The organism is Tessaracoccus sp. MC1679, assembly GCF_014164775.1.
GTDB lineage: Bacteria > Actinomycetota > Actinomycetes > Propionibacteriales > Propionibacteriaceae > Arachnia.
Genome location: NZ_JACJGB010000001.1, coordinates 335486 through 351492, shown reverse-complemented (window position 1 = coordinate 351492; position 16007 = coordinate 335486). Strand labels below are relative to the sequence as shown.

Annotated in this window: 14 protein-coding genes; 7 read left to right on the top strand and 7 right to left on the bottom strand. The window is 71.1% G+C overall.

Features of this window, described 5'->3' with window-relative positions:
• Nucleotides 1-31: 31 nt before the first annotated feature.
• The gene (gene treS, locus H5398_RS01745; protein ID WP_370585672.1) at nucleotides 32-2272 is read right to left on the bottom strand and encodes a maltose alpha-D-glucosyltransferase; all 2241 of its coding nucleotides are present in this window, start codon (nucleotides 2270-2272) and stop codon (nucleotides 32-34) included.
• A 261-nt stretch (nucleotides 2273-2533) separates the two neighbouring features.
• Here treS and clpB point away from each other — a divergent pair, with 261 nt between their 5' ends.
• Nucleotides 2534-5101, top strand: coding sequence for an ATP-dependent chaperone ClpB (gene clpB / locus H5398_RS01740; RefSeq protein WP_182798769.1), 2568 nt, complete (start codon nucleotides 2534-2536; stop codon nucleotides 5099-5101).
• Nucleotides 5102-5181: 80 nt separating this feature from the next.
• Here clpB and H5398_RS01735 read toward each other — a convergent pair whose 3' ends face one another.
• Nucleotides 5182-5817, bottom strand: a complete 636-nt coding sequence (locus H5398_RS01735) for a DUF1707 domain-containing protein (protein WP_182798768.1) — start codon at nucleotides 5815-5817, stop codon at nucleotides 5182-5184.
• 72 nt (nucleotides 5818-5889) lie between these two features.
• Entirely contained in the window at nucleotides 5890-6264 is a 375-nt protein-coding gene (locus tag H5398_RS01730; protein ID WP_182798767.1) for a hypothetical protein, read from the bottom strand.
• 157 nt (nucleotides 6265-6421) lie between these two features.
• Here H5398_RS01730 and pdxH point away from each other — a divergent pair, with 157 nt between their 5' ends.
• The gene (pdxH, locus tag H5398_RS01725; RefSeq protein WP_182798766.1) at nucleotides 6422-7066 is read left to right on the top strand and encodes a pyridoxamine 5'-phosphate oxidase; all 645 of its coding nucleotides are present in this window, start codon (nucleotides 6422-6424) and stop codon (nucleotides 7064-7066) included.
• 102 nt (nucleotides 7067-7168) lie between these two features.
• Here pdxH and H5398_RS01720 read toward each other — a convergent pair whose 3' ends face one another.
• Nucleotides 7169-8356: a PQQ-dependent sugar dehydrogenase gene (locus tag H5398_RS01720; RefSeq protein WP_182798765.1), complete on the bottom strand. Its 1188-nt coding sequence runs from the start codon at nucleotides 8354-8356 to the stop codon at nucleotides 7169-7171.
• 251 nt (nucleotides 8357-8607) lie between these two features.
• Complete coding sequence (locus H5398_RS01715; RefSeq protein WP_182798764.1) at nucleotides 8608-9642, bottom strand: zinc-dependent alcohol dehydrogenase family protein; 1035 nt, start codon at nucleotides 9640-9642, stop codon at nucleotides 8608-8610.
• A gap of 151 nt (nucleotides 9643-9793) precedes the next feature.
• On the opposite strand from H5398_RS01715, the gene H5398_RS01710 reads away from it, so the two are divergent.
• Complete coding sequence (locus H5398_RS01710) at nucleotides 9794-10669, top strand: helix-turn-helix domain-containing protein (RefSeq protein ID WP_182798763.1); 876 nt, start codon at nucleotides 9794-9796, stop codon at nucleotides 10667-10669.
• Between the two features lie 6 nt (nucleotides 10670-10675).
• Here the strand turns inward: H5398_RS01710 and H5398_RS01705 are convergent, their stop codons facing one another.
• Nucleotides 10676-11983, bottom strand: coding sequence for an MATE family efflux transporter (locus H5398_RS01705; RefSeq protein WP_182798762.1), 1308 nt, complete (start codon nucleotides 11981-11983; stop codon nucleotides 10676-10678).
• Between the two features lie 35 nt (nucleotides 11984-12018).
• Here H5398_RS01705 and H5398_RS01700 point away from each other — a divergent pair, with 35 nt between their 5' ends.
• Together H5398_RS01700 and H5398_RS01695 are read left to right on the top strand one after the other, a co-directional pair.
• Nucleotides 12019-12822 carry a spermidine synthase gene (locus H5398_RS01700; RefSeq protein WP_370586023.1) on the top strand — a complete coding sequence of 268 codons (804 nt, stop codon included), beginning with the start codon at nucleotides 12019-12021 and terminating at the stop codon, nucleotides 12820-12822.
• A gap of 7 nt (nucleotides 12823-12829) precedes the next feature.
• A complete protein-coding gene (locus H5398_RS01695) occupies nucleotides 12830-13375 on the top strand; it encodes a histidine phosphatase family protein (protein WP_370586022.1) in 546 nt (181 codons plus the stop codon).
• A gap of 9 nt (nucleotides 13376-13384) precedes the next feature.
• Here H5398_RS01695 and H5398_RS01690 read toward each other — a convergent pair whose 3' ends face one another.
• Nucleotides 13385-14983 (bottom strand): NAD(P)/FAD-dependent oxidoreductase, encoded by a 1599-nt coding sequence (locus H5398_RS01690; RefSeq protein WP_182798760.1) that lies wholly within the window; start codon nucleotides 14981-14983, stop codon nucleotides 13385-13387.
• A gap of 79 nt (nucleotides 14984-15062) precedes the next feature.
• Between H5398_RS01690 and H5398_RS01685 the strand changes: the two genes are divergently transcribed.
• The gene (locus tag H5398_RS01685; protein WP_182798759.1) at nucleotides 15063-15605 is read left to right on the top strand and encodes a mechanosensitive ion channel domain-containing protein; all 543 of its coding nucleotides are present in this window, start codon (nucleotides 15063-15065) and stop codon (nucleotides 15603-15605) included.
• 14 nt (nucleotides 15606-15619) lie between these two features.
• The gene (locus H5398_RS01680) at nucleotides 15620-15883 is read left to right on the top strand and encodes a hypothetical protein (RefSeq protein ID WP_182798758.1); all 264 of its coding nucleotides are present in this window, start codon (nucleotides 15620-15622) and stop codon (nucleotides 15881-15883) included.
• Nucleotides 15884-16007: the final 124 nt, after the last annotated feature.

The following is a 16007-nucleotide window of genomic DNA, read 5'->3' as shown; positions in this document are numbered from 1 at the left end:
GCTTGAGCCGTCGTCCTGAAACTGGGGGAGGTCAGTCCCGGATGATCATGGCCAAACCGCCGAAGGCCGGCAGCTCGACGCTGAACCCTCCCAGATCGTCGACGGTGCCCACCTTCCGCCGGGTGCTCAGGTCGAACACCCTCCCCGACGGCAGCGCCTCGGACTGAATGCGGGCCTCGATCTTCTCGGCCCCGAAGTTGAGGGCGGTGATCTGCGTGGCGCCGACCTCCAGCTCGTTGACCAGCACCAGCAACGCCTTGTTGCCCACCTCCGGCACGTCCACCAGGCGACCCGACGCGAGGCCGTTGCGCTTGCGGACCTTGAGGACGGCTGCCAGGCGGGAGGCGAAGGAAGTGTCGCGCTTGAGCTGCTCGGGCAGCGGGCCGTACAGCGTGCGGGCCCTGGGCATCCCGGAGGCGGACTTCTTCACCTCGGGCGCGACCCCGAGGATGTCGTAGGCGCCGCGCTCGATCCAGCGCGTGTCGCCGCTGCTGATGAGGCTCTTCACGGCGTCACGCTCCAAGGGCAGGGCCCCGACGAGGTCCCAACCGGAGAGCGCGAACACGCCCGGCTGCCACGCGTTGTACATGCAGAGCAGCAGGTGAGCGGCGGAGATGCGCCGGACGTCGGCGTCGGTGATGGCGTTCAGGTCCGAGATGCCGAGCGAGGCGGTGACGATCGATGCGGTGGTGCTCGCGATGCCGTTCTGGGTGAAGATCGCGTTGTAGGGCGCGGCGTCGCCGGTGAGCGTGTCGCGCATGGTCTGGCGGATGTGCTCGGCCAGGTCGTTGCCGCGGTAGTCGACCCCGCCGAGGGTGTACAGGTCGTCGCGGTGTGCGGCCGCGAAGTGGACCAGTTCGTAGGTGAGCTCGTCGTGGTTCTGCATCGCGTGGACGAGAGAGGCCTGGTCGATGCCGATCTCCATCGCCTCGCGCAGCACCAGGCGCAGGAACTCGGTGTCGCTGGTGGCCAACGCCACCTGGGCGGCGGGCCGGGTGACGAAATCGTAGGACAGGTCCGGGCCGACGGCGCCCGTGCGCTGGATGTCGTCCATGGCCAGGTTCAGTTCCTGGAAGGTGAAGCCGCCCACCTTGCGTACCAGCGAGCCGATCAACTGGTTGGCGGCCTGGGACAGGGGATGGCCCTCGGACCAGGCGGGGGCGTCGACGGCGCGCTCCACGCCCAGGAAGCCGTTGGCGTCCAGCCGCAGTCCGCCCGAGCCCAGATCCAGTAGCGAGTGCAGGGCGTCGCCCATCACCAGGCGCATGCCTGCACAGGTGGGGTCCAGCCAGTTGATGGTGGGCTGCCCCTCCTTGAAGTAGTGCAGGTAGACCCAGCGGCGCAGCGTGCCCTTGTAGTCGCGGATCGGCGGCGTGACTGACCAGTTGGTCTCCTTCACGCCCGGCTCGTAGAAGATGACGCGTTGGAGCGCGCCGATGATGTAGCCCTCGTCGGCCAACGCCCGCTCCACCTCCGGCGTGAGGTTGACGGAGTCCCGCCCCTCCGGGACGTCCGGCAGCAGGTGCCACGCCACCTCGGGGATGTCGACCATGTGGTAGATGCCCGGGTAGTCGCGGTAGTTCAGCTCCGCGAGCCGGAAGTCGGCGCCCTTGCCGGTGTGGCCGGGGACGATGTCGTCGATGATGGTGCCGTTGTGACGGGTGGCCATCTCGCCCATCTCACGGAACTCGTCCTCCGTGCCGAACAGCGGGTCGATGGCCATGGACATGCGGTCGAAGTGCCCGTCCACGCTGGGGGTCACCTCCCATCCGTCGAGCCCGCCGGCGAGCTTGACCGGGCCGGTGTGCAGGGCGTCGATGCCGACGGCGGCGAACGCCTCCCACAGCTCGGCCGAGCCGAGCGCCCCGAGGAAGGACTGGCCGGGTGCGGTGATGTGCGACAGCGGGTAGGCGGTGTACCAGACCGAGGCCCGCTGAAGGGCGGCCCGCGGGTCCGGGTGGGCGTAGGGGTTGGACCACATGGTGTGGCTGCCGGCGAGCTGCCGGGCCACCTTCTCCGCGTCGTGGAGCATCGACTGCTCCTCCAACCACTCGACGTAGGCGCGGTTCGTGCCGGACGGCTCGAAGGGCGGGGTGATGGGGCTCTCGTCGCCTTGACGACGGCGGGCGCGGGGGCGCAGCCGCGCCGGCCGCGCGGCGAAGCGGGCCTCGTCGAAGGTGATCTCCGGCATCTCCTCCTCATATGGCTCGACGACACGGTCGGGCTCCGGGGCGGCGGTCTTCTCGGGGGCTTCGTCGGTGCGCTTGATCACGCGTCCGAGGCTACCGGCCCGCGCCGCAGTGTCGCGGGGTTTCGCCGCTGCAGCTCTCGACCCGGCCCAGCCTGGGGGCGCGTCACGGAAGCAGCGGAGCGGGCACGACACGCCGTCGCTTCCGGTCATCGGGTGTCCCTGCGTGTCCGGAGCCCGATCGAAGCGGCGTTTCGTGCACGGCCGTGGGCGTGCCACCGAATCCGGAAATCAGGGTTGAGTGTAGTAGACTCAACTCTGAAACCGCTCCTAGGAGGCACCCTGATGAACACCGAAAAGCTCACGACGAAGTCCCGCGACGCCGTCACGGCGGCGGCCCGACAGGCCCTCACCCACGGCAACCCGAACACCGAGCCCGTGCACCTGCTGCACGGACTCCTGCTCACCCCCGACAACACCGTCGGCGCGCTGCTCGAAGCGGCCGGGGCCGACCCCGCGCAGGTCGACTCGGCGGCCACCGCGGCCATCGCGAAGCTGCCCTCCACAAGCGGCTCCTCGGTCTCCCAACCGGCGCTGTCCGGTCCGTTCGCGCGCGTCCTGGCGTCAGCCGAGACCCTCGCCGACAGCCTCGGCGACGACTTCGTCGCCACCGAGCACCTGCTGATCGGGCTGGCGATGGTGGCCTCGGATGCCAAGACCATCCTGGACCGCGCCGGCGTCACCACGGACGCACTGACGGCGAAGTTCGCGGAGCTGCGCGGCGGCAAGCGGGTGACCTCGGCGGAGTCCGAGGGCGGCGAATCCGCGCTGGACAAGTACTCCATCGACCTCACCGAGCGCGCCCGCTCCGGCAAGCTGGACCCGGTCATCGGCCGCGACTCCGAGATCCGACGCGTCGTCCAGGTGCTCGCACGCCGCACGAAGAACAACCCCGTCCTGATCGGCGAGCCTGGCGTGGGCAAGACCGCCGTCGTCGAGGGCCTCGCGCAGCGGCTCGTGGCCGGAGACGTGCCTGATTCCCTCAAGGGCCGACGTCTGGTCTCGCTGGACCTGGCGTCGATGGTGGCCGGCGCCAAGTATCGCGGCGAGTTCGAGGAGCGGCTCAAGGCCGTCCTCTCCGAGATCCGCGAGGCGGAGGGGCAGATCGTCACCTTCATCGACGAGCTCCACACCGTCGTCGGCGCCGGGGCCTCGGGCGAGGGCGCGATGGATGCCGGCAACATGCTCAAGCCCATGCTGGCCCGCGGCGAGCTGCGGATGATCGGCGCCACCACGCTCGACGAGTACCGCGAGCGGATCGAGAAGGACCCGGCCCTGGAGCGACGCTTCCAGCAGGTCTACGTCGGCGAGCCGTCGGTCGACGACACCGTCGCGATCCTGCGCGGCCTGCGCGAACGCTACGAGGCGCACCACAAGGTGCGGATCACGGACTCGGCGCTGGTGGCCGCGGCCGCGCTGTCTGACCGCTACATCACGTCGCGACAGCTGCCTGACAAGGCCATCGACCTGGTCGACGAGGCCGCCTCCCGGCTGCGGATGGAGATCGACTCCTCCCCGGAGGAGATCGACATGCTGCGCCGCGACGTGGACCGGATGACCATGCAGACCTTCCACCTGGAGAAGGAGGAGGACGAGGCGTCGAAGGAGCGGCTGGCGGCGCTGCGCGCCGAGCTGGCGGACGCGCAGGAGAAGCTGCGCGGACTGGAGGCGCGGTGGGAATCGGAGAAGAGCGGGCTCAACCGCGTGGGCGACCTCAAGGAACGCATCGACCAGCTTCGCGTCGAGGCGGACAAGGCGCAGCGCGAGGGCGACCTCACCCGCGCCTCGCAGATCCTCTACGGCGACATTCCCACTGTCGAGCGCGAGCTCACCGAGGCCGAGACCGCCGATACCACCGCCCAGATGGTCTCCGACGAGGTGAGTGCCACCGACATCGCCGAGGTGGTCGCGGCCTGGACCGGCATCCCCGTCGGGCGGATGCTGCAGGGCGAGAGCGAGAAGCTGCTGCACATGGAGGAGCGGATCGGGGAGCGCCTGATCGGCCAAGCCCCCGCGGTCAAGGCCGTCTCGGACGCCATCCGGCGCTCCCGCGCCGGCATCTCGGACCCGAACCGGCCCACCGGCTCGTTCCTGTTCCTCGGCCCCACAGGTGTGGGCAAGACGGAGCTCGCGAAGTCGCTCGCGGACTTCCTCTTCGACGACGAGACGGCGCTGGTGCGCATCGACATGAGCGAGTACTCGGAGAAGCACTCCGTGGCCCGCCTCGTCGGCGCCCCTCCCGGCTACATCGGCTACGAGGAGGGCGGCCAGCTCACCGAGGCCGTCCGCCGTCGGCCCTACTCCGTGGTGCTGCTCGACGAGGTGGAGAAGGCCCACCCGGACCTGTTCAACATCCTGCTCCAGGTCCTCGACGACGGCCGCCTCACCGACGGCCAGGGTCGCACGGTGGATTTCCGCAACACGCTGCTGATCATGACCTCCAACCTGGGGTCGCAGTTCATGGCGGACCAGCAGTTGTCGCGGGAGGAGAAACGCGCCGCGGTGATGGGCGTGGTGCGCCAGGCGTTCCGGCCTGAGTTCCTCAACCGGCTCGACGATGTGGTCCTGTTCGACGCCCTGACCCCCGAAGAGCTGGGCAGGATCGTCGACATCCAGATCTCGAGGCTCAATCGCCGGCTCGAGTCGCGGCGGATCTCGATCGATGTGTCGGAGGCGGCGCAGCAGTGGCTGGGGGACGTGGGCTTCGACCCCGTCTACGGTGCGCGTCCGCTGCGTCGGCTGGTGCAGACGACCATCGAGGACCAGCTCGCCCGCGGGCTGCTGTCCGGGGAGATCCACGACGGCCAGACGGTGCGGTTCGACAGGGTGGGCGACGGCATCTCGATGGTCTGAGCCCGAGCCGGCGAGTCCCTCCGGAACCGGTCGCTATGTGGGTGGGTAGACCAACCCTGAGAGCGACCAGCTCTGGGGCGTCAGCGGCCGATCTCGCGGCGCAGGGCCTCGACGGTCATCTTCGCGGTGTACAGGTCCGCCCCGGTCAGCTCCCGGTACCGCTTGATGGCGGTGATGGGGCGGCCGGAGCGGATCTCGTCCAGCAGTTCCTCGCGTTCGTAGAACGTCAGCGGCCGTGGCGGCGCAGCGACCGCCTGCTGGCGCCGCTGCCGCTCCCTGTCCATCGCGGGGGCGATCACGAAGATCCAGATGGCGACGGCGGGGATGAGGAAACCCATCCGGCCGCCTGTCATGGACGTGAGAATGATGGCCAGCACGAAGATCCACCACTGCGTGTACCAGGGTTTGCCGACGCCGTGATGCGGGTGGGCGGCGCGGTGCGGCCGGGCCTCGGCGCCATAGGTGGGTGGTGGGGCGGGCGTGCTCCAGGCGGGGTCGCCGAACGGCATCACCTGCTCGTGCTGCTGGCCGGGCCTGCGCCCGGGGAGGTCCGTGAAGAGGACGGTCAGGTCTCGCAGGGTCCTCGCTTCGAGGGCCTTGGACATCCGCTCGCCGAACTCATCAGCAGTGAGGCGGCCCTCGGACATGTGCTCCTGGAGCAGCTCGACGGCCTCGTCGCGCTCCTGATCACCGATCCGCATCTCGTCGTAGGCCATGGTGAAAAGGGTACTCCCGGCCAGCGGGCACGGCCGTCAGACCCGGGTCTCCTCTGACTCTGACTGCGGAGGCTACGGCTGCTCGGCGGGATAGATCGGGTCGTCGTCGGTGTTGGGGTCGAAGAATCCCACCCCGTGCTTCCTGGCCAGGTTCCGGGCGGCCTCCACGGCCTTGCGCGATTCCCCGCTGGGGCACAGAGCCATCGTGAACGACGAGCCGCACCGGTAGGTTGTTGTGCCGTCGTCGGCGTCAGCCAGGGGACCGTTGACGGGCGGGAAGCTCTCGGTGAAGTCCGAGTACCAGCTGCGCAGGGCGATGGTGCCGTTCTCGGGATCATCGAGATCCAGGCCGGCGCCGCCGTAGCCGAGGCCTTCGGTCCAGGCCAGGAACGGCTCGATGTCGCGAGGCACCGAGGCGGGATCGAAGACGAGGATGTCGTAGCTCATGGGGGGCCTCCTTGCGTCGACGATATCCCCGCTGAGCCGGTGGTGGGGCGAGTTCTGCGCCGTCGGCGACCCGAAGCGGGTGGCGGCCGCGGGGTCGGCCCTCGCCCGCACGCCACCCCGGGATCCATGACCCCCCGGTCACTGGTTTGATGAAGGCATGAACGCCACACTCCGAGACGTCAGACGTGACTACTCCGGCGAGGGCCTCCCCGCAGACCTGGGCTCGTTCGACCCGTGGGCCTTCCTGGACTCGTGGATCGCGGACGCGTTGGCCTCCGAGGAGGTCGAGCCGACAGCGATGACGGTGTCCACCGTCGGCCTGGACGGCCGCCCACGCAGCCGGGTGCTGCTGCTGAAGGAGGCGTCGCCGTCGGGGCTGGTGTTCTTCTCCCACTACGACTCGCCCAAGGGCGACGAGCTGTTCGCGACGCCGTCGGCTGCGATCAACCTGTGGTGGCCCACCCTGATGCGCCAGGTCCGCGCGGTGGGCGACGTGGATCGGCTGACTGCCGAGGAGAACGAGGAGTACTTCCGGAGCAGGCCGCGGGCCAGCCAGGTGGGGGCTTGGGCGTCGAGGCAGTCGCGGACGTTGGGGTCGCGAGCGGAGTTGGAGGCCAAGGTCGCGGCGACGCAGGAGCGCTTCGCGGGCGTCGACGAGGTGCCGTGCCCCCCGGGGTGGGGCGGCTACCGGGTGAGGATCGACGAGTTCGAGTTCTGGCAGGGCCAGCCGAGCAGGCTGAACGACCGGGTCTCGTGCCGCCTGACCGCCAGTGGATGGGCCGCCAGACGACTCCAACCCTGAGGGCTTGGGCCCGGCCCGCGAAAACGTGCCCGTAGCGGCACCCTCCCTCACCTCACTTGAGCGCGAAGCCCCGCACTGGGGACCATCCTCCGCGGTGGGGGGCTAAGCGGGCCTGAGCTCGAGCAGGCGTCCCCGGGAACCGTCCTGCACCAGCCAGATCGCCCCGTCCGGTGCCTCCGCCACCGCCCTGATGCGGGCACCCATGGGCCAGTTCTCCGCAGGGCTCGCCGCCTCGCCGTCGAGGTCCACCCGCACGAGGGCCTCTCCGGACAGCGCGCCGAGGAAGGCGTTGCCCTTCCAGGCGGGGAACAGGTCACCGGTGTAGATCATCAGCGATCCGGGCGAGATGCTCGGCGTCCAGAACGCCTTCGGGGGCTCGAACCCATCGCCGTCGGTGTGGTCGGGGATCTCCCCGCCGCCGTAGTGGGACCCGTTCGAGGCCTCCGGCCAGCCGTAGTTCGCCCCCGCGACGACGAGGTTGAGTTCGTCGCCGCCCTGCGGACCCATCTCCGAGGCCCAGAGCCGACCCTCGTCGTCGACCGCCAACCCCAACGGGTTGCGGTGGCCGATGCTCCAGAACTCGGCCGCGACACCGCCGTCGGTGGCCCACGGGTTCTCAGGCGCAGGGTCCCCGTCGAGGGTGAGGCGCACGATCTTTCCGAGGTTGCCGTCCATCGCCTGGGCGGGATCGAACTTCTGGCGGTCTCCGGAGCTGACGAACAGGTGATCGTCCTGAATCAGCAGTCGGTGCGAGAAGTGGCCGTCGCCGTCCACCTTCGGGGTCTGCTCCCAGATGGTGTCGACGGCGCTGAGCGTGGCTGCCTCGACGTCCAGGCGGGCGTGCCCCACGACGGCGCCGGTGCCGCCGTCGCCGCGCTCCACCCAGCAGAGGTAGACGGTGCCGTCGTCGGCGAAGGTTGGGCCGGGGATGAGGTCGCCGAGGCCGCCCTGGCCCGCGGCCACGACGTCGGGGACTCCGCTGACTTCCCGAACCGTGCCGTCGGGGTCGCGGAGTTTGAGGGTGCCGCCGCGCTCGGTGACGGCCATGGTGCCGGTTCCGGGGAGGAACGCCAGCGCCCACGGCTCGTCGAAGCGTTCGTGCTCCACGACGGTGAACTCGTGCGTCTCCGGAACGGTGCTCTCTGCGGCAGGGGTCGTGGCGGAGGCGGTGGGAGCGGGGGCTGAGGACGTGTCCGGGCTGGGCGCAGACGTGGTAGGGGGTGTCTCGGCCGGGCCCGAACAGGCGGCGAGTCCGGCGAGCGCAAGGGCGGCTGGGGCGAGTCGTCGCATGGCATCGACGCTACCTTCCCCCCTCAAGCCGGCGGCCGGGCAGCGCCGGCACTGCCCCTCGCCGCTCCCGCTGGCAGCGCCCATCCGCTGGCTGAGGAGCGAGGAGCGCAGCGACGAGCCTCGAAGCCTAGGAAACGTGAGCTGACAAGGTCACTTTCTTGAGGCTTCGAGGCCGCTACGCGGCACCTCAGCCAGCGGAGGTAGGGCGCTCAGTGGCCGTACAGCCGGAAGATGCTCAGCCAGTTGGAGGATCATCTGCCAACGGGAGGAGTCAGGAGCACCTTGATGGCGGTGCGCTCGTCCATGGCGGTGTAGCCCTCGGCCGCCCGATCCAGCGGGAGCGTCAGGTCGAAGACCTTGCCAGGGTCGATCTCGCGGCGCCAGATCAGGTCGATCAGCTGAGGCAGGAAGCGACGCACCGGCGCCGGGCCGCCGTGCAGGTGAACACCGGAGAAGAACAGCTCCATGCCCGGCAGGCTCACGTCGTGCGCGACACCCACGTACCCCACATGCCCGCCGGCGCGCGTGGCCTGGATGGCCTGCATCATCGACTCCTGCGTGCCCACCGCCTCGATCGTCGAGTGCGCACCCAGCCCGCCGGTGAGCTCCTTGATCCGGGCCACGCCCTCGTCGCCGCGCTCCTCGACGATGTCCGTGGCTCCGAACTCCCGAGCCAGCGCCTGACGGTCCGCGTGGCGGCTCATCGCGATGATCCGCTCCGCGCCCAGCTGCTTGGCGGCGAGGATGCCGAGGAGGCCGACGGCGCCGTCGCCCACCACCGCGACAGTCTTGCCCGGCCCGGCCTCCGCCGCGACAGCCGCGAACCAGCCCGTCCCCAGCACGTCGGAGGCGGCCAGCAGGGAAGGAACCAGGTCGTCGTCGGGCATGCCGGGCGTGGCGACGAGGGTGCCGTCGGCCAGCGGGACGCGCAGGAACTCGGCCTGGCCCCCCGTCGACGCCGCAGCCTGGCGCTGCACGCAGTGGGTGTGGTAGCCCGACGCGCAGATCTCGCACGTGTTGTCGGAGGCGAAAAAGGAGCCGACGACGAAGTCCCCCGGCTTCACCGTGCGGACGTCGCTGCCCACCTCCTCGACCACGCCGACGTACTCGTGGCCCATCGGCGTGGGCCCGTCCTGGTGCTCGATCCCGCGGTACGGCCACAGGTCCGAGCCGCAGATGCACGACGCGGTGACGCGCAGGATGGCGTCGGTGGGCTTGACGATGGCCGGCCTGTCGCGGTCCTCGACGCGAACGTCGCCGGGTCCGTACATCACAACTCCACGCATGGTGTTCTCCTCATAGTCCTGGGGTGCTGACCGTTGCCCGCACTCACCCATCACCCATGAAACCCGCCCCGCACCCTCCGGGAAAGGGCCTGTCATGAGGTGTACCGGCAGGGCATCCCTCGGGCGCGACGGGCGGCGTTACCGTGGGTGGGTGGACAACCGAGACGCAGTGCGCGAGTTCCTCACCAGCCGGCGCGCCAAGATCACCCCGCAGCAGGCCGGCGTGCCCGCGTCCGGGCAGCGTCGGGTGCCGGGGCTGCGGCGGAGTGAGGTCGCGACGCTGGCGGGGATGAGCGTCGAGTACTACTCCAAGCTGGAGCGGGGGCAACTGGCGGGGGCGTCGCCGTCGGTGCTGGAGGCGATCGTGCGGGCGCTGCGCCTCGACGACGCCGAGCGCGAGCACCTCTTCGACCTCGCATCGGCGGCCCAGGGCGGCGGGATGGTGGCGAGGCCGCGTCGTCGCTCCGACAAGCAGTGGACCCCCACCCCCGGGCTGCAGTGGATCCTCGACGCGATGCGCGACGCTCCGGCGGCGATCGGGAACGGCCGCGGGGACCTGCTGGCCGCCAACCACCTTGGGAGGGCGCTCTACTCGGACCTGCTCAAGGATCCGCGGCCCAACTTCGCACGCTTCACCTTCCTCGACGAGGCCGCCCGGCGGTTCTACCCGGACTGGGACTACTTCGCCGACATCACCGTGGCCAACCTGCGCACCGAGGCCGGCCGCGACCCCCGCGACCGGCAGCTCCACGAGCTGGTCGGTGAGCTGTCGACGCGCAGCGAGGAGTTCCGCCGACGGTGGAGCGCTCACGACGTCCGCATCCATGCTGCGGGCACCAAGCACTTCCATCATCCGGTGGTGGGCGACCTCACGCTGGCCTACGAGACGGTGGACCTCCGCACGGGCGGGGGAGTGGCGATGACGGTGTATGCGGCCGAGCCGGGGTCGGCCTCTGAGCACGCGCTCCAGTTGCTGGCCAGCTGGGCGGCGACGTCGATCCCCATGCCGGACCGGGCCGACGCCTGATCGTGGTCAGCCGCCGAGGCGGATCCAGTGGTCGCCGCGCGCCCGCAGCCCCAGGGTGACCGCGCGTGCGCCCATGAACACCCCGCTGAACGACACCCACAGCCAGGTCAACCCAGGCTCCCCGGCGGGCAGGGTCAGCCCGAACAGCGCCACCGGCGCGTAGACCACCACGGTGATCACGCCGGCGATGGCCAGGTAACGTCCGTCGCCCGCCCCGATCAGCACCCCGTCGAGCAGGTACACGTACCCGGCCAGCGGCAGCGCCACCGCCACGATCACCAGCAACCGGGCCACCAGGGCGCTGACCTCGTCGTCGGGGGAGAAGAACGAGGCCACGGGTTGCCGCAGCAGCACCGCGACCAGCCCGATCACTGCGCCAGCGCCCACCGACCACCAGGTCATCAGCCGGGTCGACGAGCGGGCCTCGCGGGCGTCGCCGGCGCCCAGGGCGGTGCCGATGATGGTCTGCCCGGCGATGGCCAGGGCGTCGAGCGCGTAGGCCATCAGCCCCCACACCTGCATGACGATGTGGTGGGCAGCCAGTCCGGCGGCGCCCTGCGCGGCCGCGACGTACGTGGTGATCAGCAGGGCGATCCGCAGCGTGACGGTCCGCAGCAGCAGCGGAACCCCGACGGCGAGGCTGCCCATCATCTCCGCCCACGACGGGCTCAGCCGGGCCCCGGCGCGACGGGCCTGCACCGCTACCAGGGCGGCCGCCGTCGTCCCCAGGGCCACCTCGGCGAGCGCGGTGCCGAGCGCGGCGCCGGCGATCCCCATCCCCGCGCCGAACACCAGCGCCACGTTGAGGACCAGGTTGAGGACCGCGCTGCCGATGGACAGCACCAGCGGCGTGCGGGCGTCCGCGAGGCCGCGGAAGGTGCCTGTCGCGGCGAGCATCACCAGCATTCCGGGCAGCCCGGGGATGGACCAGCGCAGGTAGGTGACCGCGTGGGTGTGGATGTCGCCGGTGGCGCCGAGCGCGGAGGCCAACCACGGGGCCGTCGCCCACACAGCGGCGCCCACGCTCAGACCGATCAACCCCGCCAGCCACATCGCCTGCACACCGAGCCCGATGCCGTGGGACCGCTGGCCGGCGCCGATCTGCCGGGCGACCACCGCCGTCGACCCGTAGGCCAGGAAGATCATCAGACCGGTGACGGTGGTGAGGAGGCCCGAGCCGATGCCGAGACCCGCCAGGGGGACGGTCCCGAGCGTGCCGACGATCCACGTGTCGGCCAGCATCATGAGCGGTTGCGCGACCAGGGCGGCGAACGCGGGCACGGCGAGGGCGAGGATGCGGCGGGAGAGGCTCATGGCGTGCGGGAGTCTACGCGGGCTAGGCTCGCCTGGTGGACCGCCTCATCCCTGACCGCGACACTCCCGGCGCGTTCTGGGTGCGGTTCGGCCCGACGTCGCAATCGTGGGTGAATCCGGCCCGGCCGGACTTCCTGGCCTTCGAATACGTCCAGCACATCGCGATGGTTCTGGACCACACCGTCCTCGGCGCCCCCGTCGACCGCCGGCTCCGCATCGTCCACCTGGGCGGCGCGGGCATGTCCATTCCCCGGTGGGTCGCCTGGCGCCGGCCGGGCACGGCCCAGGTGGTGTGCGAGCCGGACGCGGAGCTCACCGAGGAGGTCCGGCGCAAGCTCCCGTTGTCCCCGCGCTCCGGGATCAAGGTCCGCGACATCGACGGCCGCGCGGGCCTGCGGGCCATGCCGGACGCCTGGGCCGACGTCATCATCGTCGACGCGTTCGACGGCGCCCAGGTGCCCGGCGAGCTCGCCACCGTCGAGTGCCTGGACGAGCTCCGTCGGGTGGCCCGCAACGAGGCCGTCGTAATCTACAACGTCACTGACCGCGCGCCGTTCGCCTGGGGCAAGCGGCTGGCCGGCGGGCTCGCCGAGCGCTGGCCGCACCTGTTCCTGGGCGCGGAACCGGTGGTCCACAAGGGGAAACGCTTCGGCAACGTTGTGCTGGTGGGAAGCGATGCGCGCCCGGACCTCGCCGGGATCGAGCGCGAGTCCCGGAGGGTGAGCGTGGGTTACCGCTGGATCACCGGCCGCGACGCCAAGGCGTGGCCGGGAGGCGCGCAGCCCTTCGTCGATGGCGAGGCCGAGCCGTCGCCGGGACCTGCGGGTCGCGGGTGGTAGGCGCGCCGTGATCCTCCACCTGGTCCGCCACGGTCAGTCCACCTGGAACCTGGAGCGGCGCCTCCAAGGGCAGCGGATGGACGTGCCGCTCACCGCCCTCGGCCGGGCACAGGCCGACGGCGCCGCCCTCGCGCTCGCCGACGTCCCGCTGGCCGCCGTCGTCACCTCGGACCAGCTCCGCGCGCTCCAGACGGCTGAGGCCATCGCGGCCCCTCGTGGGGTCCCGACCCACCGGACGCCGCTCCTGCGCGAGCAGGCCCTCGGCGCGCTGGAGGGTCTGACCTACGACGAGCTCACAGCCGAACCGGTCCCGGACGGCCAGCACATCAGCGAGATCCGATGGGGTGGGGGTGAGTCGGTCCGCGACGTGCACGCCCGGCTCACCACCTTCGTCGCCACCCTCCGCAACACCCACGCCCCAGGCGCCGAACTCGCCGTCGTCTCCCACGGCGACACCCTGCGGATCCTGCTTGCGGTGCTTGAGGGTCGCGGCCATCGGGAGGTGGAGTGGGTGGAGTTCGCCAACGGGCAGATCCTCACCCGTACCCTCTGAGGCGCGTGGTCAGAAGGCCGGGTCGCGGCGCTGCAGCCACAGCTGTGCCCGCGTCGCCGCCCGGCTGACCGGCCGCGACCACCACGCCGCGCCCCGCAGCGCTGCCCTGGCGGCGTTGAAGCCCGCGCCACCGTGAACGCCTCCGCCGGGGTGGGTGCCGGCCGAGGCCAGGTAGAGCCCGTCGAGGTGCGTGACCGGCCCGCCCAGGCCGGCCACCGGACGCCACGGCCCCTGTTGGAACAGCTGCGAGGTGCCCGCCCCGAGGGCGCCGTCGACGAGGTTGGGGTTGGCGGCCGCGAGATCCTGCGGAGTCTGGACCCAGCGACCCTGCTCGAGGTCGCGCCACCCGGGCGCCAGCTCGTCGAACATCGACTCGACGGTGCCCAGCGACCGCGCCACCCCGTCGGCCCCCGTCACGGGCAGGTGCGTGTAGGCCCACAGCGACTCCGTGCCCGACGGCGAACGCGACGGGTCCGCCGTGGTCATCTGCCCCACCAGGGCGAACGCCCGGTCCGGGACCTCCCCGGCCGCGATGTCGGCGTGCCAGCGCACCAGTTCCCGCGACGACAACCCCGCGTGCACGACGGCGGTCTCCCGCGCCCGCGACGCCCGCCACGGCATGGCCCCGCCCAACAACAGGTTCACCTTCAGCGTCGGTGGGTCCCACGCGAACCGCTCCAGCCGTCTGAGCAGACCTCCTGGGACAGAGCCGGCCGGCAGCAGCGCGCGGTACAGCGCCGTGGCGGACACGTCCGCGACCACCGCGCGCCGCGCCCGCACCGTCGTCCCGTCCGCCAGCCGCACCCCGACCGCCCGCCCTCCGCTGACCGAGATCCCGACGACGGGGGAGGCCAGCTCCACCGCCGCCCCCGCCGAGGCTGCCCGCGACACCAACGCCCCAGCCAACGCCCCAGAGCCGCCGCGAGGCACCGGGAAGCCGACGTCCTGGGCGAGCATCGCCAGGAGGAACCCCATCAGGCCGCTGACCGGCGCCAGTGGGGAAGCATCCGCGTGCATGGCGTTGCCGGCGAGGAGGTCGCGGGCGCGGTTCCCCCCGAACCGCTCCTGCCCCATCCGGTCCGACGGCAGGAGCGCGAAGCGCGCGAAGTCCAGCAACCCCGCAGCCCCCAGCGCCCCGGCCAGCCGGGCCCCGCCGCCCACCGGCGCCCAGCCGCGCAGCAGCGCGTCCAGCAGCGGATCCTTCACCCGCCGCCAGCCCGAGACGAGCCTCAGCCACGCCTCGCCATCGCCGGGGTGGTCCGCCTCCAGCGAGGCCGCAGTCTCCTCGGGCGTGGCCTCGATGGCGGAGCCCAGAGCGTCGTGGGAGGAGGAGACGTGCACCACGGCCGGGCGCCGGTCCGCCCACTCGAGCCCGTGGCGCTCCAATTCCAGCGCCCGCAGCACGGGGGAGGCCTTCCCCAGCGGGTAGCAGGAGGAGAACTCGTCGACGACGAACCCGTCGATCTCCCGATGTGCGACGGCGCCTCCAGCCTTGGACCGCCCGTCGAGGACGAGGATGTCCCAGCCCGCGTCGGCCAGCAGGGTGGCCGCGACCAGCCCGTTGTGGCCCGCCCCGATGACCACCGCGTCGACCACCCGTTCACCCATGCCCCGAATCCTATGTACGCGGCAAGGCGGGAGTGCCTGCCGTCGTAGGCTCGGAGGAGCGACGAGAGGAGCCGCGACCGTGATCGATCTCCCACCCATCACCTGGCAGGCGGTGCTGACCGGCCTGATTGTGCTGCTCGTCGGAGTGGGGGTCGGTTTCGTGGCGAGGCTCGTCGCGGAGAGGTTCCTCACCTGGCGCGGCCGCAGCGAGAGCTCCACCCGCGTATTCTCCGGGCTGGCGCAGGGCGTGATCGTCGTGCTCTCCGCCGCGGCCGCGATCACCGTGGTGTTCCCCAGCGTGAAGCCCGTCGATGTCCTGGGTGGCATCACCATCGTCTCCCTGGCGGCCGGCATCGCGTTCCAGACCGTGCTGGGCAACATGTTCGCCGGCATCGTGATCCTGGCCCGGGACAGGTTCCGCGTCGGCGACCAGATCTCTGTGCTCGACCACTCCGGAACGGTCAGCGAAATGGGTCTGTCCCACACCGCCCTGCGCACGTTCGACGGCCGGCTGGTCCTGATTCCCAACTCATCCCTGCACTCGGAGATCGTCACAGTCCAGACGGGATATGAGCGTGTCCGCTCGACGGTGACCGTGGACTCGACGACGCCACAGACCTGACCCATGCGCGGCTTGTGGCATTGGAGGCGATGCGGGAGATCCCGTCGATCCTCTCGGAGCCGGCGCCTGAGGCCCTACTGCGCGAGATCGGCACGGCCACGGTCAAGATGGATCTCCGCTTCTGGTCCGGAGCCCGCCAGTTGGAGACGCGTACCGCGCAGGACGCAGTGATCCAGCACGTGGTGGAGGCCTTCAGGCAGCACAGCGTGAAGTCCGGCGACGACGTCGTGACGGTCAACCTCGTCGACGGCGGCCGCGCGGAGTCCTCCATCCAGTGAGCCCGCCCGGCAGGAGCCCAGCGTGCGGTCAGTGTTCCTCCAGAACCGCTCTCGCCCCCCTGAGGGCCTCGAGGACCGTTCTGGAGGAACAACTGCCGCAGGCCTGTCCGTAGACTCCACCCTT